This window comes from Flavobacterium sp., assembly GCF_024642105.1.
Classification (GTDB): Bacteria; Bacteroidota; Bacteroidia; order Flavobacteriales; family Flavobacteriaceae; genus Flavobacterium.
In genome coordinates this window covers 19,761-40,911 of record NZ_JAHEBT010000053.1, presented here as the reverse complement: position 1 = coordinate 40,911, position 21,151 = coordinate 19,761, and the positions used below count along the sequence as shown (strand labels likewise).

The following is a 21,151-nucleotide window of genomic DNA, read 5'->3' as shown; positions in this document are numbered from 1 at the left end:
CAATAAATGAAAAAAGCGACCAATTTGGTCGCTTTTTTTTATTTATTCTCAATCCATTTTCTGGCATTGACAAAGGCTTCTTCCCAAGGAGTAACTTCGTCGTTTCTGTCTTTTGGATAATTAGCCCAATTCCATTGGAAAATGGAACGCTCAATATGTGGCATCATTACCAAGTGGCGACCTGTTGCATCACAGAGCATAGCCGTATTGTAATCAGAACCGTTTGGATTGGCAGGATACCCTTCGTAACCGTATTTAGCTACAATGTTATATTTTTCTTCGCCCATTGGTAAATTGAATTTTCCTTCACCATGAGATACCCAAACACCTAAAGTACTGCCTGCTAAACTAGACAACATCACCGAATTATTCTCTTGTACTTTTACTGAAGTAAAAATACTTTCGTGTTTGTGGCTGTTGTTGTGGTGCATTTTTCCATGTACTTCGTGTTCTGGATTGATTAATTCCAATTCCATCAACAACTGACATCCGTTACAAATCCCTACAGACAAAGTATCTTCTCTTTTGTAGAAATTAGTTAAAGCCGTTTTTGCTTTTTCATTGTATAAAAAGGCACCGGCCCAACCTTTGGCTGATCCTAATACATCCGAGTTAGAAAAACCACCTACGGCTCCAATAAATTGAATGTCTTCTAAAGTTTCACGACCCGAAATCAAATCAGTCATGTGAACGTCTTTTACATCAAATCCAGCCAAGTACATCGCATTGGCCATTTCGCGTTCCGAATTACTTCCTTTTTCACGAATAATCGCTGCTTTAGGACGTGGTTTACTCGCGTCAATAACTGGTTTTTTTCCTGTAAAATGAGTTGGAAAACTAAATTGTAGCGCTTGATTTTTATAATTGTCGAAACGCTCTTTTGCTGTTCCGTTTTTCGCTTGCTTTTGGTCTAATAAAAACGAAGTTTTGAACCAAACATCGCGGTATTCAGCAATGTCTAATTTCCAATCAGCGATTTCTAAGGTAGCGGTATTCGTTACGTTTCCTATTTTGAAGAACTCAATTTGATTCGCATTCAATTTTGCTTCAACTTCAGCATCTGATTTGGCTTGCAACACCAATCCAATATTTTCAGCAAAAAGAATTTTAACTAGGTCTTTTTCTGCAAAAGCACTAAAATTCAATTGCGCTCCTAAATTCACATCGGCAAAACATAGTTCTAATAGCGTAGTGATTAATCCACCACTTCCAATGTCATGTCCTGCAACAATTTGGTTGGCACCAATTAATTCTTGAACAGTATTGAATGCTTTTTTGAAGAAAGCAGCATCCTTAATTGTTGAAGTTTCAGAACCAATAGTATTCAATATTTGTGCAAAAGAAGAACCTCCTAATTGGAATTCGTCTTGTGACAAATTGATATAATAAATAGATCCACCTGTCATTCCCTCGCCAGGGAATCTGAATACAGGTTCTACTACTTTTTTAATATCAGTACAGTTACCACCTGCCGAGATGATAACAGTTCCTGGCGCGATTACTTCGTCGTTAGGGTATTTTTGCTTCATAGAAAGCGAATCTTTTCCTGTTGGAATATTGATTCCTAATTCGATAGCAAAATCCGAACATCCTTCAACAGCAGCATACAAACGGGCATCTTCTCCTTCATTTTTACAGGCCCACATCCAGTTGGCTGACAATGAAATTCCTTTCAATCCGTCTTTGATTGGCGCCCAAACAATATTCGATAAAGATTCGGCAATCGCATTTCTACTTCCGGCTACAGGGTCAATTAAAGCCGCAATAGGGGCGTGACCAATAGAAGTGGCAATTCCTTCTTTTCCGTTATAGTCCAAAGCCATTACACCGCAGTTGTTTAAAGGTAATTGCAAAGGTCCAACACATTGTTGTTTGGCTACTTTTCCACCCACACAACGATCGACTTTATTCGTCAACCAGTCTTTACAAGCTACCGCTTCTAATTGCAATACTTCTTTTAAATACGAAGTGAATTGAGTCGCATCGTATTGAACGTCTTTGTAGTTGTACGCTACCGTTGTATCAGTCATTATGGTTTTTGGCGAACTGCCAAAGAAATCTTCTAGAGCATAATCCATTGGTTTCAACCCAGTAGATTTCGATTCAAAAGTAAAACGATGATCGTTAGTAACATCACCCACCTGGTACATTGGAGAACGTTCTCTGTCGGCAATGCGTTGTAAGGTATCGATGTCTTTTTGACCAATAACCAATCCCATTCTTTCTTGAGATTCGTTACCAATGATTTCTTTAGCAGAAAGCGTAGGATCGCCCACAGGTAATTTGTCTAAATCAATCAAACCACCAGTATCTTCTACTAATTCTGAAAGGCAATTCAAGTGTCCACCCGCACCGTGATCGTGTATCGATACAATAGGATTGGTGTCACTTTCTACTAATCCACGGATGGCATTGGCAGCACGTTTCTGCATTTCTGGATTCGAACGTTGGATCGCATTTAATTCAATTCCTGAACCAAAAGCACCAGTGTCTGCTGAAGAAACCGCAGCACCCCCCATTCCAATTCTATAATTTTCGCCACCTAAAATAACGATTTTATCGCCCGCTGACGGTTTGTGTTTTATCGCTTGATCTAATTTTCCGTACCCAATTCCGCCCGCTTGCATAATTACTTTATCGTAACCCAATTTTCTAGCCTGTGCTGAGCCTGTCGAAGCATTTTCTTGGTGTTCAAAAGTTAAAACAGAACCCGTAATTAGGGGTTGTCCAAATTTATTTCCAAAATCAGAAGCACCATTTGACGCTTTGATCAAAATATCCATCGGAGTTTGGTACAACCATTTTCTTTCGGCAACACCATTTTCCCAATTTCTATTGGCTTCCAATCGAGAATACGAAGTCATATACACTGCAGTTCCTGCCAAAGGCAACGAACCTTGTCCGCCTGCTAAACGGTCACGAATTTCTCCTCCAGATCCTGTAGCAGCACCGTTAAAAGGCTCCACAGTAGTAGGGAAGTTGTGGGTTTCGGCTTTTAATGAAATAACCGAATCGAATTCTTTTACTTCATAAAAATCAGGTTTGTCAGCCGTTTTTGGTGCAAATTGCTGTACTTTAGGTCCTTTAAGAAAAGCCACATTGTCTTTGTAAGCCGAAACAATATCGTTTGGATTTTCTTGAGATGTTTTCTTGATTAATTTGAATAAAGAAGTTTCTTTTTCTTCACCATCAATTACGAAAGTTCCGTTGAAAATTTTATGACGACAGTGTTCTGAATTGGCTTGCGAAAAAGCAAAGATTTCAGAGTCGGTTAATTTACGACCTAATTTAGTCGATAAATTATCTAAATATTCTACTTCTTCTGGGCTTAAAGCCAAACCTTCTTTTTTGTTGTAGGCATCAATGTCTTCAATATTTAAAATTGGTTCTGGTGTAACATTGATGGTGAAAATATCTTGGTGTAGTTCAGTATATTTTTGGGAAAGCATCGGGTCGAAATCGGTAAAATCTTCCGAGGCTGGGTAAAATTCTTCAATTCGAATGATTCCTGAAATCCCCATATTTTGAGTAATTTCAACGGCATTGGTACTCCAAGGCGTAATCATAGTGGCGCGTGGACCAACAAAAAAATCCGCTATGACGGATTTCTCAATTTTATGCGCGTCGGCAAAAAGCCAGTTTAGTTTTGAAATGTCTTCAGCCGAAATTTCGTTTTGCGTTTGAACGGCAAAAACAGTTTTACTTTGGTTTTCAAAGAAATGAATCATTGTATTGAGTTTGTTGTATTGCGATGCAAATTTAGTTTAAATAAATAGTTCGAGCAAGTAACAAAAGCAAAGACTTATGAAAAATTAGTTAACAAAAGGTTTGCTTTGGTAGGCACCCAAATCCGGAGGTAAAGTTCGGGTGGTTCCCGTAATATCTAGCGGAATTAAATAAGTGGAATTTCCTTTTGCGAAAGCAGCCGAAGTCCCGTCAATATTGAGTTTGTTTTTAGAAACACTTTGGAATTTAGGATCTTGATTTAAGATAATGGCTTTGTAATGGGCTGCATCAGTAGTGAATTGGTATAACGGATTGGTTGCCGCTGATTTCGAATCCATTTTGATGAGGCAATTATTGAATTGGTATTCAAAAGCGGCTCCTGTTTTCTTATTCAATTCCAATTCGTTAGAGTAGGCACCATAAATAATGCAATTATTGAAAGTCGCTTTACTAAGTGCATTCGTTTCGGGAACGACACCCAATTTGAAATTGCTCAATGTGACAGCCTGTTGACTAGAACTATTCCAATTGTTGTTGAAAGTGCAATGGCTAAACGTGTAATTTCCGCCATAAACACACCCTAAAGCAGCTTCTCCTGCATTATTAATTACCAAATTCTCAGCAGTTATTTTTCCGTTTTGGGCAAAAATTCCGTAGTGGGTTGAATTGTAAATTTGTGTGTTTTTAATGCTCACATTGTTGCCATTGTTATTTTGAATTAACAAGCCGATGGATGCGTTTTTAATTGTTAGGTGATTAATATTGTTATTAATAGCTCCTTCGTTGAGCCAAACCGTTTCCCATTGTCCAGGCACATCAGCATAATCCGATTGAAGTCGGTCGCCTTGAAAAACGACTTCATTTTCGAGTTGGCTGGTTGAAGAACTGCTGCCGTTAATTTGAAGCGAAGCATTATTGACCACAATCAATCCTGAATTGGCATGAAAATAAACCCTTGTACCTGCATCAAAAACAGCGGTTTTTCCTGAGGGAACACCAGCATAACCATAAATTACGTAGGCTTTTTGATTGGTAAAATGCAATTTGGTATCGTCTAAATAAAAACCTTCGACGGTTTTGTTACCAACAGGTATTGTCTCTTTGCTTCCGTTGGACAATCGCTGTGGAAAAAGGAAAATAGCATCCTTGACTAGAGTTACCAATTCTACTTTTTGAAGGTTGGATCCACTACCAAATTGGATTTGGTCAGTATATAAAAAGTCGGTCGGATTGGCATCTGCCGCATTGACGGTAGTTTCTATAAAAATATAGAGACTGTCCTTGGCTAAAAGCGTTACGTCTTGAAATAGTTTCCCTTGATTGCCCGACATGCCGTCCACCGTCATTCGGTATTTGGAATTGAGTCCTTTGCCTAATTGAATCGAAGGAATAGCAATGTCTTCGTTACTTTTATTGTACACTTTGAGTTGAAACGTACTCGAACCAATGGTACTAAAAACAGTATCTAAATAAATAGTGTCTTGAGAAAAAACTAAATCTCCTTTACTGGCAATGGTCTCAAAATCGGAACGGCAGGCACACACCGTAACTAGGATTCCGATAAGAAAGAACAATCGATTCAGTTGCATGGGTTTAGTTTTTTGGTAAAAATAACGAATAATTTGATATGCTTTAACAACATATTTTCTAACTTTATATCCAATCCCAATTGAACCCAAATCTATGCCGAATACCTATACCAAAATTCATCTCCAATTTGTATTTGCAGTAAAATACAGAAAAGGACTTATTCATTCTTCCTTTAAAGAGGAGTTGTACCAATATATTTCGGGAATAATCAAAGCGCATAATCATAAATTGTTGGCTATAAATGGAATGCCAGATCATCTTCATATTTTAGTAGGAATGCGACCATCTCAGTCGGTTTCTGATTTGATGCAGGATATTAAAGCGAATTCATCAAAATGGATCAATGAGAAAAAATTTTTAAAGGTCAAGTTTGAATGGCAAGAAGGCTATGGTGCTTTCTCGTATTCTAAATCACACGTTCAAAATGTGATTAAGTATATCCAAAATCAAGAAAAGAGGCACCAAGTAAAAACGTTTAACGAAGAATATTTAGATTTTTTGAACGCTTTTGAAATTGATTATGATGAAAGATATGTTTTTAAAGATTTAATTTAAATATCATCCCTAACGGGATTTTTCTCTCCTCACCACTTATTGTTACCGAAATACAATCCCTAACGGGATTAGCTTTCAATTTTGTGGTTGATAACTCGATAGGATTTAGATTTCGCTATATTTCATTCCTAGAGGGATTCTTCATGCTTATATTTCTTATGTTACCGAAATATAATCCCTAACGGGATTAACTATTCAATTTTATGATTGATAACTCCGTAGGAGTTATATTTTGGTAGTAGCCCCGTAGGGACGATATTTGTGTAGTTTGATTTCGATAAATTTGGTTATTTTTACATCTTCAAAACCCTAATTATGTCATTCGATAAACAAAAGATATTAGATTATTGTAACGGATTTGCAAAAACCACCTTGATGGGAACCTTGAATATTGAATATGTAGATGCAGGGGAAGATTTCTTAGTGGCCACGATGCCCGTGAATCCTTCGGTGCATCAGCCTATGGGGTTGTTGCATGGAGGTGCTACAGTCGCTTTGGCAGAAAGTGTGGGTAGTGCCGCATCGATGTTGTTTGTAAATCCTGAGTTGAGTGAGGTGCGAGGCATTGAGATTGCTGCCAATCATTTGAAGTCAAAACGCAACGGAATAGTGACTGCTACCGCCAAAATTATCCACAAAGGGAAAAGTATTCACCTTTGGGAAATCCGAATTGTAGATGAAAATGACCAATTGATTTCGCTTTGTAAATTGACGAATATGGTATTGCCCAAACGAAAAATCGAAAAATAAGAAAACATTCCTATGATTTCATTAGTCGATAAAATGGCGCTTCATTATCAGCAAAACTTACCTTTTGTGGTTTATTCTAAACCGAACTCGGATACCGTTTTAGGGTTGTTCCAGCAAAATGATACGTTGTTTGAAGTACACGATTTTACTGAAAAAGGCTTTGTTTTTGCCTCTTTTGATGGAAGTCAGCACTACATCATTCCAGAGAATGAATCGGAACAATGGAGTGAAGATTGGATAGCGAACAATGAAATTACTCCGCAAAACGATTTTGATGCAAAAGAGGATGTATCAGCACAAATTAATTTTCAGCAATTAGTTGAAAAGGGGATTCAAGCCATACAGAATAATGAATTTCAAAAAGTAGTTTTGTCCCGAAGGGAAACGGTATCTGTAGCTCATTTTGATTTGGTAGCTACTTTCCAAAAATTGGTGCAACAGTATCGTTCTGCTTTTGTGTATTGTTTTCATCATCCAAAAATTGGTACTTGGTTAGGCGCCAGTCCCGAACAATTGCTTAAAGCAAATGCTGATTCATTCGAAACGATGGCTTTGGCGGGAACGCAAAAAGATACAGGAGCAGCGGAGGTTATTTGGCAACAAAAAGAACAAGAAGAACAACAATTTGTGACTGATTATATTGTTTCCAAATTAAAGGCAGTCAGTGCCGAAATTCAAGTTTCGGAGGCATACAGCGTCAAAGCAGGAAGTCTTTGGCATATTAAAACGGATATTTCGGGCGAGTTTGGACAAGAGTTGGATTTGAAAAAAGCGATTCAGTTATTGCATCCCACTCCCGCGGTTTGTGGCGTCCCCAAAGCAATTTCGAAAGCTTTTATTGTAGCCAATGAAAATTACAATCGTAGTTTTTATACTGGTTTTTTAGGCGAATTGAATCGGAATTTTGCATCGGATTTGTTTGTAAATTTGCGCTGTATGCAAATTGAAAACAACGAGGCGCATTTGTATATGGGGTGTGGGATTACGAAAGACAGCATTCCTGAAAAAGAATGGAAGGAAAGCGTGAATAAGTCCATGACGATGAAACGAATACTATAGAATTACAAAAAACAATTGCAATATCAATATCAATAAAAATATCAAAATAAAACTAAGATGAAATTAGATATACTGGCTTTTGGAGCACATCCAGACGATGTCGAATTGGGTTGCGCAGGGACTATTTTGAAAGAAATTGCTTTGGGCAAAACAGTGGGAATTGTCGATTTGACTCGTGGCGAATTAGGGACTCGAGGCTCAGCTGATTTGCGTGACCAAGAAGCAGCTGCTTCAGCTCAAATCTTGGGTGTTGCAGTGCGTGAAAATCTTCGTTTTCGAGATGGTTTTTTTGCGAATGATGAGGCACACCAATTGGAAGTAATCAAAATGATTCGCAAATACCAACCAGAGATTGTGTTGTGCAACGCCATTGAAGACCGACATATTGACCATGGCAAAGGAAGTCAATTGGTTTCGGATGCCTGTTTTTTATCGGGATTGATGAAAATTGAAACGCAATTAGATGGACAGACTCAACAAGCGTGGCGACCTAAACTAGTGTACCATTACATTCAATGGAACGATATTAAACCGGATTTTGTGGTGGATATTACGGGTTTTACCGATACAAAAGTGGCCGCTATTTTAGCCTATCGGTCTCAATTTTATGACCCTAATTCTACAGAACCCGAATCGCCTATAACGAGTAAAAACTTTTTGGAAAGCCTAAATTACCGTTCCAGAGATTTTGGCCGCTTGGTTGGAGTAGAGCATGCTGAAGGTTTTACGGTAGAAAGGTATTTGGCTGTCAATAGCTTAGGGGATTTGATTTAAAATTGGCATATTTTTTTTATCATTTTCTTTGCGAAAGTGAACATTTGTTCTATATTTGCACCCGTTATACAAATGGTGGTTGTAGCTCAGCTGGTTAGAGCATCGGTTTGTGGTGCCGAGGGTCGTGGGTTCGAACCCCATCATCCACCCAAAAGGCAAAAGCCTCGAAGCAATTCGAGGCTTTTTTTGTGGCTATAATTCAAAAATGCTATAAAGTATTTAGTTTATCATTAAAGGTTTAAACGATATTCAATTGTGCTTTCTAATATTTCTGATGGTTTTTTTGAAATAAAATCAAGATCAATATTTTCATAAGGCTCTAAACTTTTTGCAATTTCAGCAACTCTATCCAATCTTTTATTTATTGCAGAATGTCTTTTTAATTCTTCAATTCCTTTTACTATTGAATTAATTTCCAAGCACTTTGAAATATAATCTTGCTTAATTTTGGAGATACAACAATCACAATATTTTTTATTTGTAAATTCAAGCGTAGAGTATTGAAAACTTTCATTGCAGAAGTTGCATCTTGTTTCAATTAAACTTTTTTGATATTCTAATTCTTTTTTCCTTTTTTCTTTCTCTTCAGAAGCAATTTTAGCACCTAATGAAGCACCAGCTATTGTTCCTAATCCACCAAAAATAATTACTTGAATGGTTTGTTTTGTTGCAAGTTCTGATTTTTTAGTATACATAGTATCAAATATGAATCCGAAAATTACACCAAAAAAAAGTCCGATAACTCCGCCTAAAATTAGATATATAAAATGTTTCATTTTAGTATTTAAAATAGTTTATCAGAATCGTTTTCAATTTATTTTTTTAGAGGAGTAAAAGATTTTAAATATCCATTTACTATAGGTAGTTCAATTTTTGAAAATTCATTTTCAAAAGATACCCCGCTCTCAAATTTAGCAGTATTAAATTTTATGAAATATTTATTGTTTTCTTGAAGATTTTCAAGTTGTGAATTTTTAATAATACAAGTTACTTTTACAAAATATTTTTCGTCTTCATATATAAAATTCCCATAAACTTTTCCATTGTTCATAGCGGTTGCCATCAATTCAAATGGTAAATCATTATATAGTCCTTTTTTATCAATTAAAGGCAACATTTGATTTGTACATGAAGCTTCATATTTTTCCTTTAGCACTGTGTTTTTTTCTATATTACTCTTATTAATTTTCACAAAACTATCAATAAGTTTTAATGATTGATATATTTCTTCGGGTTTCTTAATAGTTATTGTTGAATATTGATTTGTTGTTTGTTTTTTATTTTCACAGCTACTAATTGTACATATTGTGAATACTATAAAAAAATAAATGCCGATTTGTCTCATAATTTTAGTTTTTTAATGATTTATTTCTATTAAAATATTTTATTGTAATTTATTAAAATTTCAATAAAACTCTACATATAGAGGTTTTTAATAAAAGTTTAAAGTGTTTTTAATTTCTGTAATGGAATTTTATTTGGAATCTATTGCAGTTACAGGGCATTACAAACATAAGAAATTTTTTATTATATTTTAAAATGAAAAGATTTAATTGTTTGGTGTTATATAAAATAACTAAGTTTATACTAGTTAATTTTATACTAACATGAATCCAATACTCACTCCTAGTCAATTAATCAATGCGGTGCAGTCCAACGCAATCGTGTTGGTAGATGCGACCAATAGCCCTACGGCTTACCAGAATTACCAACAATCCCATTTAAAAGGCGCTTTGTTTGTGGATGTGAATACTCAATTGGCCGATATCAAAAAAGATGTTTCCTTAGGCGGTCGTCATCCATTGCCAACGGCGGAACAGTTTTCTAAAACTCTAACCGACTTAGGCATCACACCCGAAACTTGGGTGGTGGTGTATGATGATAAAAATGGTGCCAATGCTGCAGCACGTTTTTGGTGGATGTTACGCGCTATTGGTCATGACAAAGTACAAGTCTTGAGTGGTGGCATTCAAGCGGCGATTCAGGCTGGGTTTCCAACAAGTTCTGCAGTTGAAGTTGCCAATCAGGTCGAATCGTATCCTGTTCAATATTGGCAATGGTCTACAATTGACTTGCAAGGAATGGATGATATGATACAAAAAGAACAATTTGTAGTGATTGATGTACGTGAATCAGCCCGCTTTAAAGGAGAAACAGAACCAATTGATTGGGTTGCGGGTCATATTCCAGGTGCGACGAATATTCCGTTTACGGCTAATTTAGACGCCGAAGGTTTCTTTTTGTCCCCTGACGAATTGAAAACGAAGTATCAAAAAGCGTTTGAAAATACTCCAGCAGAGAATAGAGTAGTGCATTGTGGTTCGGGAGTTACGGCTTGTCATACACTTTTAGCACTAGCTGTCGCTGATTTACCACTACCTAAATTGTATGTGGGTTCTTGGAGCGAATGGTCCAGAAACAATAGAAAGATTGGTATTGAGAAATAAAAAAGAGGGGGTCTAAAAAGCCTTATTCTTGTCAAACTGAACTTGTTTCAGTTTCTATAAATAATTAATTTGATACTATTTATAGATTCCGAAATGAATTCGGAATGACAAATTTTGTGTTTTTAGACTCCCTCAGTTTTCAACAAGATTATTTTATTTTTTATCCACGACAATTCGGTCTTTTCTATTGGCTAATTCCCAAGCCGTTACAAAGGCCAATTGCGCTCTTTTTGCTAAGGCATCGTATTCAATTTTGTCTGGTTCGTCTGTTTTTTTGTGGTAATCCGCATGCACACCATTAAAGAAAAATATAGAAGGGACTCCGTGTTTTGCAAAGTTATAATGGTCAGAACGTTCGTAAAAATGATTTGGATCTTTAGGGTCGTTAAAACGGTAATCTAAATCCAGTCCTACATATTTTTGATTCATAATAGAACTAACAAAATCCAATTCAGAAGACAAGCGATTGGCTCCAATAACATACACATAATTGTTTGTGTTGGGATGGATTTCGTCACGACGTCCAATCATATCAATATTCACATCAGCTACGGTATTTTCTAATGGGAATAATGGATTTTCAGAGTAGAAACGAGAACCATGTAAACCGTGTTCTTCTCCAGTTACATGTAGAAAAAGAATCGAACGTTTGGGTCCGTGTCCTTCTTTTTTAGCGATTTGGAAGGCTTGCGCCAATTCTAACAAGGCAGAAGTTCCAGACCCATCGTCATCAGCACCATTATACACTTCGCCATCTTTGGTTCCCACGTGGTCGTAATGGGCAGAAATCACGACAATTTCATTTGGTTTTTCAGAGCCTTCGATGAACGCCCAGATATTTTCAGAATCACCTAGATTTCCACCGTATTTTTTATTCAAATAGGCAGCTGGTATCGGTTGGTAATAGCTGTTAGTTCCTTTTGGAAACGAAACTTGATTATTTTGGTATTGGCTAATCAAATAACGACCTGCTTTTTTCTGACCAGCAGAACCCGTTTCACGTCCTTCCATGGAATCGGCAGCGATGATGTAAAGGTGTTTTTTTAACTCTTCTGTCGTGATGGTTTTCATGTATTTGGTTGGGTCTATATTTTTATTGGTTGAGACCAAAGCACCGTTTTTACAAGAAGTTCCTAATGCGATTAGGGAAAGAAAAAGTAGTTTTTTCATTTTTTAATATATTGTAGGTTATTGAATCAATTTATTTTTGTAATACTTCGTTTAAGAATAATTTCATGTGTTCAAAAGAGCGTTGTGCGGCTTTTTCGTTGTAAGCAGCTCCTTTAGAATTGTCGTTTCCAGCAGCGGGATCAGTGAAAGAATGCACTGCATTGGCATAATAAATCATTTCCCAATCGGCTTTGGCATCACGCATTTCTTGTTGGAAAGCGGCAATTTCTTCCTTTGAAACAAAAGGGTCATCGGCTCCATGACAGGCTAAAACCTTAGTGTTAATTGGAGTAACAGCACGGTTAGCATCTTTGCCTAAACCGCCGTGAAAGGATACCACACCTTTTACCTTTAAATGATCTCTAGCCGCTTCTAAAGCACCTGTTCCACCAAAGCAAAAACCAATTACAGCAATGTTATCCGGATTAGCTCCCGATTGGATTAATTGTTCCAATGCCAATTCGATACGTTTTTGGTACAAATCGGTATTCTGTTTATAAAACCCTGCCATTTTACCAGCATCAGCGGTAGTTTGCGGATAATTTCCTTCGCCATAAATATCAGCTACGAAAGCATAATAGCCTAATTTGGATAAATTTTCAGCAGTAGTTTTGGCATGTGCATCAATTCCTTTCCAAGCAGGAAGCACTAAGATTCCTGGTTTTTGTGCGCTTGATTTACTCGGTTTGATGGCTAAACCATTCAAAATTTGGTTTCCGTCTTTGTATTGAACGGGTTGTAATTGAGCAAATAAACCAGTTGTAAAAAGGACGGCTCCAAATAGCACGTATTTGATATTTCTCATGTGAATTTGTTTTGGTATAAATGTAAAAGATTTTAGTGAATTACAAACTACTATTTTAGTTTTAAGCTAAAATGTAGATTTAACTTCCTTTTATGGGTTGGATTGACTAAGTTTGTTCTTCAATTGAACCGCTAAAAAAAACTTGTTATGAGTCAGGATACTGCTAATTTATCTGCTACATCAGAAGCATTAATTGCCAAAGAAAATCAATACGGAGCGCATAATTATCATCCGCTGCCAGTCGTTTTAGAAAGAGGAGAAGGAGTGTATGTTTGGGACGTAGATGGGAAACAATACTATGATTTTTTGTCGGCCTATTCTGCCGTGAATCAAGGGCATTGTCATCCAAAGATTGTCAATGCTATGGTACAACAAGCGCAAAAATTGACCTTGACCTCTAGAGCTTTTTTTAACGACCAATTGGGGCCGTATGAAGAATATGTCACCAATTATTTTGGTTTTGACAAAGTCTTACCCATGAACACAGGAGCAGAGGCGGTAGAAACGGCTTTGAAATTGTGCAGAAAATGGGCTTATGAAGTAAAAGGTATTCCTGAAAATGAAGCTCAAATTATTGTTTGTGAGAACAATTTTCATGGAAGAACGACTACTATTATTTCGTTTTCTAATGATGAATCGGCGCGTAAGAATTTTGGTCCGTTCACCAATGGATTTATCAAAATTCCGTACGATGACATCGATGCTTTGGCGAAAGCCTTGGCTTCGTCCAAAACCATAGCTGGTTTCTTGGTAGAGCCGATTCAAGGCGAGGCAGGTGTGTATGTGCCTAGCGAAGGGTATTTGGCACAAGCCAAAGAATTGTGTGAGTCGAACAATGTTTTGTTTATTGCCGATGAGGTACAAACTGGAATTGCCCGTACAGGCCGTTTGTTAGCGACTTGCGGCAATTGCGAATGTAAAAAAGGCTGTGAAAAGAAACCTGAAGTAAAACCCGATATTTTGATTTTGGGCAAAGCACTTTCAGGTGGCGTTTTTCCTGTTTCGGCGGTATTGGCCAATGATGCTATTATGAATGTTATTCAGCCAGGACAACACGGTTCAACTTTTGGAGGAAATCCTATTGCTGCAGCGGTGGCGGTAGCTGCTTTGGAAGTCATTAAAGAAGAAAATTTAGCACAAAACGCGGCGTATTTAGGCGAAGTATTCCGTCAGGGATTGAAAGAAATCGCGTCTCGAAATTCGTTGATTCAATTAGTTAGAGGAAAAGGATTGCTCAATGCGATTGTAATTGACAGCGAGGAGGATTCCGATTTAGCTTGGGATATTTGCTTGAAATTTAGAGACAATGGTTTGTTAGCCAAGCCGACTCACGGCAACAAAATTCGTTTAGCGCCACCTTTGGTAATCACCGAAAGTCAAATTCACGAATGTTTAGGAATTATCGAGCGTTCGTTGAATGAGTTTAGATAAAACAATAAACCCCAAAAACCAATGTGTTCTTGGGGTTTCTTTTTTATGAATTGACTTAGTTTAATAATCAGAATAGTCTGTTGGGTACAAGAACAAAATATCGATATGGGAAATGGTATTTTTGTATTTGTCCATAGCAATTAAGGCTTTCCACTCAGGAGAATCGACAAAAGATTTCCAATGTGCGTCTCTACTTTCTTGATTAGCAAACGTAGTCAAATACATTAAATTCGGCATTTTGCCTCCTGAAAGTACTTCGCCATAAAACACGGCATTGAATTGCAAGCGCTTGAATAATTTGATTTCGCCTCCAGCGTTAAACATATCGACTTTTCTACGATAAATAGCCTCAGTTGCTGATTCGTAACTGCGCAATTCATACACACGATTTGCTCTCGGACTGTCTAATTCTGGCAGTGTCAAAAACGGATGATCAGTAAAGGCTTGTAAAAGCACTGATTCAATACGTACATACGGCGCCTGATTGTAAGTGGCATTCAAATACGGCGCACCTACTTCCAGATAGTATTGGTCTTTGGCTAATTTTTCTTCTAATTGTAAAAACTGCTTGCTAGAGGCAAACGGAATTACTACGACAATTTTCTTAATAGAATCGGCGGCAAATGTTTTAGGCTTAAAAACACCGACTGCTTTTATTCCTATTTTTTTCAAAGCAGGTAAATAGGCATCTTTTAAAAAATTCTCGGTTACAGTTAACTGCGCCTCTGATCTTAGGTTGTAGGTTTTTATTTGGTAGTATTCTCTCTTTTGTGCGGTACTCGTAGCGCTGATGGCAATTAGAGCAAAACAAAAAAGTAGCGTTTTTATGGTTTTCATAGCGGTTGGTATTTCTTGCTAAAGTAAGGAATTGTTTTGGAGTTTGCTACTAAAGAATTTAGTTCCAGTCAAATTCAGTAGTTCAAAAGTTTTTCCACTTGCTAGCGTGCGAATCCCTTCGCGTATCCTAATACCACACTACGTCTGTTTATTTTCTTTGAATTTTATTTTTATTCTATTTGAATCAAAATCAAAGCACTATACAGAATTGATGAAAACCACGCGAAAGGATTGACTTCGTCGAATTTCATTTTGCGCACGCGGTGGTTGTTACTAAATTAAACCCAAAATTTGCAATCTTGCCCAACGGCTGTTAATTGCAGGTTTTACTTAATTAATGTTCTATTAATAATATTTTACTGATTTCAAGATTGTTGTGGCATTCAATTTCTTAATTACCTCGACTCCGTAGTTATTATTTGTAAAAAAATCATCTGGCATTATTTTAGAATCTAAATTGATGTTAAGCAAAACTACATTAGAAAACTCTATATTATTTACAACTTCTTTGTATCTTCCAATAACCTGATTTTCCATGATAATATTTTTGGCTTTTTCAGTAATTGTGAAAGTATAATTTACACTAGGATAGTTCAAATGAATTTTGTTTTTTGAGAATTTTATAACTTTTTTATAAAAAAAGTTTGAATAACGTTCTTTTAAAATATTTTTAAAGATTTTTTTGGTCAATTCATCATTTCTTTCAATTCTATAATTTGTTTCGTTCTTTTCCGCATCATATTCGCCAATAAACTTTTGATTTGTATGATATAAGATGCCGCAAAGTTTTTTGATATTTGATCCCTTTAAATGTTTTAACGGAATAAAAGAATTATAATTTTTATTCTCAATTAACTCATTTACAGTGGTGAATTTAATTTCTGGGAAGTCTAACTTTATCAATAAACTATCAGCGTAAATTCCATTTTCATCAATGAAATAATTTGACTTTGTTTCGTAGACAAAATTAATTTTTTTATAATTAATTGGTTTTTCTTCAATCTGAGAAAACATTTCGATTGTAACGAAAACAAAGCACAATGTAAGTATTTTATTCATTTTTTAATTATTAATGCTTTTTTCAATAAACTTTCAGTTAACTTATATATCTGAAAATTATCAGGTTTATCTTTTTTCAAAAATAAATAATAAATAGTACAAATCATCAAATGGGCTTTTTTATTAGATATTAATTCACTTTAAAAATGTCATCTTGTCAGCCATTTTTACGTCAGTTGGGCTGAAAACTGACAATTTCTATACTGTCAGGGACTTGGCACAAAGATTGAAATAGGGACTTCGAGTGATTAAAATGAATATCAAACTAAATTAAATATAATCAAAATGGGTAAAATCATCGGAATTGATTTAGGTACAACCAACTCTTGTGTTTCTGTAATGGAAGGTAACGAGGCAGTAGTTATCCCTAATGCGGAAGGAAAAAGAACAACTCCTTCTATCATCGCTTTTGTAGAAGGCGGAGAAATTAAAGTAGGAGATCCTGCAAAAAGACAAGCGGTAACAAATCCTACCAAAACGATTGCTTCTATCAAACGTTTTATGGGACATTCTTTTTCTGAAGTTTCGGCTGAAGCAAAAAGAGTTCCTTATTCAGTAGTAAAAGGAGACAACAATACACCACGTGTGGATATTGATGGTCGTCTATACACTGCACAAGAATTGTCAGCTATGACACTTCAAAAAATGAAAAAAACAGCGGAAGACTATTTAGGTCAAACCGTTACTGAAGCAGTTATTACTGTTCCAGCTTACTTTAACGATGCGCAACGTCAAGCTACTAAAGAAGCAGGTGAAATTGCTGGTTTAAAAGTAATGCGTATTATCAACGAACCAACTGCTGCTGCATTAGCATACGGTTTAGATAAAAAAGGGACAGACCAAAAAATTGCAGTTTACGATTTAGGTGGAGGTACATTCGATATCTCTGTATTGGAATTAGGAGACGGTGTATTTGAAGTATTGTCTACTAATGGAGATACACACTTAGGTGGAGATGACTTTGACCAAACCATCATTGACTGGTTGGCAGATGAATTCAAAGCAGAAGAAGGAATTGACTTGCGTTTGGACCCAATGTCATTGCAACGTATCAAAGAAGCAGCTGAGAAAGCGAAGATTGAGTTGTCATCTTCAGCAGAAACTGAAATCAACTTGCCTTATGTAACTGCTACAGCTTCAGGACCTAAACACTTAGTAAAAAAATTAACAAGAGCTAAATTTGAGCAATTGTCTGATACTTTAGTAAAACGTTCTATGGAACCAGTTGCTAAAGCATTGAAAGATGCAGGTTTATCTACATCTGATATTGACGAAGTAATCTTTGTAGGAGGTTCTACTCGTATGCCAAGAATTGCTGACGAAGTAGAAAAATTCTTCGGTAAAAAAGCGTCTAAAGGTGTTAACCCTGATGAGGTAGTAGCTATTGGAGCTGCAATCCAAGGTGGAGTTTTATCTGGAGATGTAAAAGATGTATTGTTACTTGACGTAACACCTCTTTCTTTAGGTATCGAAACTATGGGTGGTGTAATGACTACATTGATTGAGTCGAACACAACAATCCCAACTAAAAAATCACAAGTATTCTCTACTGCTGCTGATTCTCAACCATCTGTTGAAATCCACGTATTGCAAGGAGCTAGAGCAATGGCTGCTGATAATAAAACAATTGGTCGTTTCCACTTAGATGGTATTCCACCAGCACCAAGAGGAGTTCCTCAAATTGAAGTAACTTTTGATATTGATGCTAATGGTATCATCAAAGTTTCGGCTACTGATAAAGGAACTGGAAAATCGCACGACATTCGTATCGAAGCTTCTTCTGGATTAACAGCTGAAGAAATCGAGAAAATGAAAAAAGATGCTGAAGCAAATGCGGATGCAGATAAAGCGGCGAGAGAAAAAGCTGAAAAATTGAACGAAGCTGACGGAATGATCTTCCAAACGGAAAGTCAATTGAAAGAATTAGGTGATAAATTATCTGATGACAACAAAGTGGCTATCGAGTATGCTTTAACTGAATTGAGAATGGCACACCAATCTCAAGATATCGCAGCGATTCAAACGGCTTTGGACAACATCAATGCAGCTTGGAAAAAAGCTACAGAAGCGATGTATGCTCAAGGAGAACAAGGTCAAGCGGATGCACAACCTCAAGGGGATGCGCAATCAGGAGACAATGTGGAAGACGTTGACTTCGAAGAAGTGAAATAATAACTATTTCATTTATATAAACAAAAAACCGAGCTAGCAATAGCTCGGTTTTTTTATGGTATTTCATCCGACTTATGAGAGTCGGATTTTTTATTTTGGGTCTAAAGCTTTGTCAATTCGCGCTACTAAATCCAATAAGTGTAATTTACTTAATCGGTCAGTAGATCGAGATGCTGCCGCTTTTACATTTGATTTTAAACTTACTAATTGGCCTCTAGCAATAGAAGGCAAATCGGTTTGGTTCAAATTAACTGTTCTCGTGTTAAAACCATAAGTAACTCCCACAGGTACTGAACGTACAGTGGCATTTCCTGGGTTTAATAATCCAGTTACTTTATCGATAAAAACTTTTTGAAGATTTCTTCTGTAGATATCAATTGGTGCATTTGATTTTAATTCGGCAAAAATTCCATTACGCAAGTCGGTCATTAATTCATCAACAGAATAGTTGTTTTTATTAATAGACGAACCTTCGAACAAACGAACCATTCGGTCTCCAGCTAATACATTACTCAAGGTAGATTCTTGCATTGCTTTGATGGCTTCCACACCATTGTCTGGGTTGATTTTTGCCAATACACTTTGGTTCATTAACCATTTTGGCGTAGCAAATAATTGTGTATTTAAGAAACTAACTGCTTCTTTTTGAATACTTCTTGGGACTACTTCAAATTGGTTACCACCCATATCATAGGTTTTAGGCGAATCATAAATTCCTCCTACGTTTTTAGTAACATGCCCTAAATAACGTCTGAACTGTCCTGTAAGTGCGGTGTACAATTCATCTAATTCAGCATAACTTTCTCCTTTTTCTTTACTCCATTCCAATAGGTTTGGAAGAATACGTTTTAGGTTTTTAATTCCGTAAGTCGATGCTTTCATTGCATTGTCTCCGATATCTTCTGTTTGGTATCGTGGGTCGTATGGGCTAGTTTCTGTACCAAACCAAAGACGACGATTTTTATACGCTTCTTTAGTCATTTCGTTCAAAGTAGCTTTTTCCTCTTTTTCAGTTTTGGCGTCGTCAAAATAAGAATACCCCCATTTAATAGCCCATTTGTCATAATCTCCAATTCTTGGGAACAAATGTTTTACGCCGTCTTCAGGTTGTGCTACATAATTGAAACGGGCGTAGTCCATGATAGAAGAAGTATGTCCGTTCTTTTCTTGGAAGGCGGCATCTCTCAATTTTTCGACTGGCGTAGCTGAACTAGCTCCCATGTTGTGACGTAATCCTAAGGTATGACCAACTTCATGAGAAGATACAAAACGAATTAATTCGCCCATTAAGTTGTCGTCAAATTGTTTTTTTCTGGCAGCAGGATCTACAGCAGCAGTCTGAATTAAGTACCAATTGCGTAACAAACTCATAATATTATGGTACCAACCAATGTGGCTTTCCAAAATCTCACCTGTTCTTGGATCATGAACATTTGGACCATATGCATTTTGAATTTCGGCAGCAAAATAGCGCAATACAGAGAAACGCGCATCTTCTAAACTCATCGTAGGATCATTTTCTGGCCAATATTCGCCACGAATCGCATTTTTCCAACCTGCATTTTCAAAGGCTACTTGCCAATCATCGATACCTTGTTTGATGTATTTTTTCCATTTGTCAGGTGTAGCAGGGTCAATGTAATACACAATAGGTTTAGCAGGTTCGATTAACTCACCTCTTTTTTGCTTGGCAGCATCTTCTTTTGATTTAGGTTCTAAACGCCATCTGACAGCAAAAACTTCAGTATCTGATTTGTGTGATTCTTCTTCAAAAACACCATATTGATTGGCAAAATACCCTACACGCGCATCAAATGTTCTTTTGCGCATTGGATTTTTTGGTAAAGCAATCATGGATGTATTTAGTTCTACAGTCAAAAATCCTGAATCCAAACCAGCAGGTAAGTTGGTGCCAATTTTAGGCATTGGGTTTAGAGATAATAAATTGGGTACTGTAGAAAAAGTTTTTACCGTTCTGATTTCCGTATTGATAGGGAAACTGCTGATTTTTTGAATAAATGATTTCTCTTTTTGGAATGCCTGAATACTTAATGTTTGTTTTTTTACAGGATCTAATGAAAACGTTTGTACATCAGCATCAAAAGTAGGGGTCATATCGATAACGTATGACGCTTCTTTACCATCCTCTCCTTTTTTTATGGCTAAAATATCGTAGTTTCCAATAATAGGATTCGTAGATGAATTTTTCACCGCTTGGGCTAATGGCTTGTCTCCATCAGGCGACATGATTACATAACTGATAGAACGTAATAACAAAGTATTATTTAATCCTTTTTCAAATTGAATTACTTGTCGGTTGACTTCTTCACCACCAAAAATTCCACCTCCAGCAGGAGTTTTTGAAAATCTAGTAATGGTCATGATTTCAGTGTCTAATAAAGTCGCTGGGATTTCAAAAAGGTATTTAGAATCCATTTTGTGGATGTCAATAAGCCCTTTTTGAGTAACCGCTGTGGTGTCAATTACTTTATTATACGGTTTTGGTCCTTTTTTTGCGTCAGTTTTAGGGGTTTCTGTAGCTGCAACAGCAGGTTTTACAGCATCTTTCTTTTTTTTGTTTTGACTCAATGCTCCTTGACTAAAGCAGACAAGAAAACTCGCAACAATTAAACTTGATTTTAGTTTTACCATTTAATTCCTCTTTTTTAAATTAATACTAAGTTATTGGTAGAATAAGGCAATAGTTATTCGTAAACTTACTACGAATATTCAAATCTATTGATATATTTTTAAAATAATAGTATAAATGGGTGGT

16 protein-coding genes and 1 tRNA gene are annotated in these 21,151 nt (G+C 36.5%); 8 read left to right on the top strand and 9 right to left on the bottom strand.

Annotation, left to right across the window (positions count from 1 at the left end; all coding sequences use genetic code 11):
- Positions 1 to 38: 38 nt before the first annotated feature.
- Both purL and Q0L65_RS08485 read right to left on the bottom strand, forming a co-directional pair.
- Positions 39 to 3,728, bottom strand: a complete 3,690-nt coding sequence (gene purL, locus Q0L65_RS08490) for a phosphoribosylformylglycinamidine synthase (protein WP_296685280.1) — start codon at positions 3,726 to 3,728, stop codon at positions 39 to 41.
- Positions 3,729 to 3,812: 84 nt separating this feature from the next.
- A complete protein-coding gene (locus tag Q0L65_RS08485; protein WP_296685279.1) occupies positions 3,813 to 5,315 on the bottom strand; it encodes a right-handed parallel beta-helix repeat-containing protein in 1,503 nt (500 codons plus the stop codon).
- Positions 5,316 to 5,409: 94 nt separating this feature from the next.
- Here Q0L65_RS08485 and tnpA point away from each other — a divergent pair, with 94 nt between their 5' ends.
- The 5 genes from tnpA to Q0L65_RS08460 all read left to right on the top strand — a co-directional run bounded on the left by tnpA (position 5,410) and on the right by Q0L65_RS08460 (position 8,603).
- Positions 5,410 to 5,871 carry an IS200/IS605 family transposase gene (tnpA, locus tag Q0L65_RS08480; RefSeq protein ID WP_296685276.1) on the top strand — a complete coding sequence of 154 codons (462 nt, stop codon included), beginning with the start codon at positions 5,410 to 5,412 and terminating at the stop codon, positions 5,869 to 5,871.
- 315 nt (positions 5,872 to 6,186) lie between these two features.
- Complete coding sequence (locus Q0L65_RS08475) at positions 6,187 to 6,621, top strand: PaaI family thioesterase (protein ID WP_296685272.1); 435 nt, start codon at positions 6,187 to 6,189, stop codon at positions 6,619 to 6,621.
- A 12-nt stretch (positions 6,622 to 6,633) separates the two neighbouring features.
- Entirely contained in the window at positions 6,634 to 7,680 is a 1,047-nt protein-coding gene (locus tag Q0L65_RS08470; protein WP_296685271.1) for a chorismate-binding protein, read from the top strand.
- 57 nt (positions 7,681 to 7,737) lie between these two features.
- Positions 7,738 to 8,454 (top strand): bacillithiol biosynthesis deacetylase BshB1, encoded by a 717-nt coding sequence (bshB1, locus tag Q0L65_RS08465; RefSeq protein ID WP_296685268.1) that lies wholly within the window; start codon positions 7,738 to 7,740, stop codon positions 8,452 to 8,454.
- A gap of 75 nt (positions 8,455 to 8,529) precedes the next feature.
- A tRNA-His gene (locus Q0L65_RS08460) sits at positions 8,530 to 8,603 on the top strand.
- Positions 8,604 to 8,684: 81 nt separating this feature from the next.
- Here Q0L65_RS08460 and Q0L65_RS08455 read toward each other — a convergent pair.
- Positions 8,685 to 9,230, bottom strand: coding sequence for a hypothetical protein (locus tag Q0L65_RS08455; RefSeq protein WP_296685266.1), 546 nt, complete (start codon positions 9,228 to 9,230; stop codon positions 8,685 to 8,687).
- A gap of 38 nt (positions 9,231 to 9,268) precedes the next feature.
- Positions 9,269 to 9,799: a hypothetical protein gene (locus Q0L65_RS08450; RefSeq protein WP_296685265.1), complete on the bottom strand. Its 531-nt coding sequence runs from the start codon at positions 9,797 to 9,799 to the stop codon at positions 9,269 to 9,271.
- Between the two features lie 262 nt (positions 9,800 to 10,061).
- Between Q0L65_RS08450 and Q0L65_RS08445 the strand changes: the two genes are divergently transcribed.
- Positions 10,062 to 10,901: a sulfurtransferase gene (locus Q0L65_RS08445; RefSeq protein WP_296685263.1), complete on the top strand. Its 840-nt coding sequence runs from the start codon at positions 10,062 to 10,064 to the stop codon at positions 10,899 to 10,901.
- Positions 10,902 to 11,054: 153 nt separating this feature from the next.
- Here the strand turns inward: Q0L65_RS08445 and Q0L65_RS08440 are convergent, their stop codons facing one another.
- Both Q0L65_RS08440 and Q0L65_RS08435 read right to left on the bottom strand, forming a co-directional pair.
- Entirely contained in the window at positions 11,055 to 12,071 is a 1,017-nt protein-coding gene (locus Q0L65_RS08440) for a M28 family metallopeptidase (protein WP_296685262.1), read from the bottom strand.
- A gap of 31 nt (positions 12,072 to 12,102) precedes the next feature.
- Positions 12,103 to 12,876 (bottom strand): dienelactone hydrolase family protein, encoded by a 774-nt coding sequence (locus tag Q0L65_RS08435; protein WP_296685260.1) that lies wholly within the window; start codon positions 12,874 to 12,876, stop codon positions 12,103 to 12,105.
- Positions 12,877 to 13,023: 147 nt separating this feature from the next.
- Between Q0L65_RS08435 and rocD the strand changes: the two genes are divergently transcribed.
- Positions 13,024 to 14,307, top strand: coding sequence for an ornithine--oxo-acid transaminase (rocD, locus tag Q0L65_RS08430; protein ID WP_296685258.1), 1,284 nt, complete (start codon positions 13,024 to 13,026; stop codon positions 14,305 to 14,307).
- Positions 14,308 to 14,367: 60 nt separating this feature from the next.
- Here rocD and Q0L65_RS08425 read toward each other — a convergent pair whose 3' ends face one another.
- The gene (locus Q0L65_RS08425) at positions 14,368 to 15,144 is read right to left on the bottom strand and encodes an NIPSNAP family protein (RefSeq protein ID WP_296685257.1); all 777 of its coding nucleotides are present in this window, start codon (positions 15,142 to 15,144) and stop codon (positions 14,368 to 14,370) included.
- Positions 15,145 to 15,489: 345 nt separating this feature from the next.
- Positions 15,490 to 16,203 (bottom strand): hypothetical protein, encoded by a 714-nt coding sequence (locus Q0L65_RS08420; protein WP_296685255.1) that lies wholly within the window; start codon positions 16,201 to 16,203, stop codon positions 15,490 to 15,492.
- Positions 16,204 to 16,488: 285 nt separating this feature from the next.
- Here Q0L65_RS08420 and dnaK point away from each other — a divergent pair, with 285 nt between their 5' ends.
- Positions 16,489 to 18,375: a molecular chaperone DnaK gene (gene dnaK / locus Q0L65_RS08415; RefSeq protein ID WP_296685253.1), complete on the top strand. Its 1,887-nt coding sequence runs from the start codon at positions 16,489 to 16,491 to the stop codon at positions 18,373 to 18,375.
- Positions 18,376 to 18,465: 90 nt separating this feature from the next.
- Here dnaK and Q0L65_RS08410 read toward each other — a convergent pair whose 3' ends face one another.
- A complete protein-coding gene (locus Q0L65_RS08410; protein ID WP_296685249.1) occupies positions 18,466 to 21,027 on the bottom strand; it encodes a zinc-dependent metalloprotease in 2,562 nt (853 codons plus the stop codon).
- Positions 21,028 to 21,151 lie beyond the last annotated feature (124 nt).

Coding starts and splice junctions, on each gene's coding strand:
- Q0L65_RS08425 (WP_296685257.1), bottom strand. CDS start 15,144: ATGAAAACCATAAAAACGCTACTTTTTTGTTTTGCTCTAATTGCCATC.
- Q0L65_RS08470 (WP_296685271.1), top strand. CDS start 6,634: ATGATTTCATTAGTCGATAAAATGGCGCTTCATTATCAGCAAAACTTA.
- dnaK (WP_296685253.1), top strand. CDS start 16,489: ATGGGTAAAATCATCGGAATTGATTTAGGTACAACCAACTCTTGTGTT.
- Q0L65_RS08410 (WP_296685249.1), bottom strand. CDS start 21,027: ATGGTAAAACTAAAATCAAGTTTAATTGTTGCGAGTTTTCTTGTCTGC.
- Q0L65_RS08420 (WP_296685255.1), bottom strand. CDS start 16,203: ATGAATAAAATACTTACATTGTGCTTTGTTTTCGTTACAATCGAAATG.
- Q0L65_RS08440 (WP_296685262.1), bottom strand. CDS start 12,071: ATGAAAAAACTACTTTTTCTTTCCCTAATCGCATTAGGAACTTCTTGT.
- Q0L65_RS08475 (WP_296685272.1), top strand. CDS start 6,187: ATGTCATTCGATAAACAAAAGATATTAGATTATTGTAACGGATTTGCA.
- Q0L65_RS08435 (WP_296685260.1), bottom strand. CDS start 12,876: ATGAGAAATATCAAATACGTGCTATTTGGAGCCGTCCTTTTTACAACT.
- Q0L65_RS08485 (WP_296685279.1), bottom strand. CDS start 5,315: ATGCAACTGAATCGATTGTTCTTTCTTATCGGAATCCTAGTTACGGTG.
- Q0L65_RS08455 (WP_296685266.1), bottom strand. CDS start 9,230: ATGAAACATTTTATATATCTAATTTTAGGCGGAGTTATCGGACTTTTT.
- purL (WP_296685280.1), bottom strand. CDS start 3,728: ATGATTCATTTCTTTGAAAACCAAAGTAAAACTGTTTTTGCCGTTCAA.
- rocD (WP_296685258.1), top strand. CDS start 13,024: ATGAGTCAGGATACTGCTAATTTATCTGCTACATCAGAAGCATTAATT.
- bshB1 (WP_296685268.1), top strand. CDS start 7,738: ATGAAATTAGATATACTGGCTTTTGGAGCACATCCAGACGATGTCGAA.
- tnpA (WP_296685276.1), top strand. CDS start 5,410: ATGCCGAATACCTATACCAAAATTCATCTCCAATTTGTATTTGCAGTA.
- Q0L65_RS08445 (WP_296685263.1), top strand. CDS start 10,062: ATGAATCCAATACTCACTCCTAGTCAATTAATCAATGCGGTGCAGTCC.
- Q0L65_RS08450 (WP_296685265.1), bottom strand. CDS start 9,799: ATGAGACAAATCGGCATTTATTTTTTTATAGTATTCACAATATGTACA.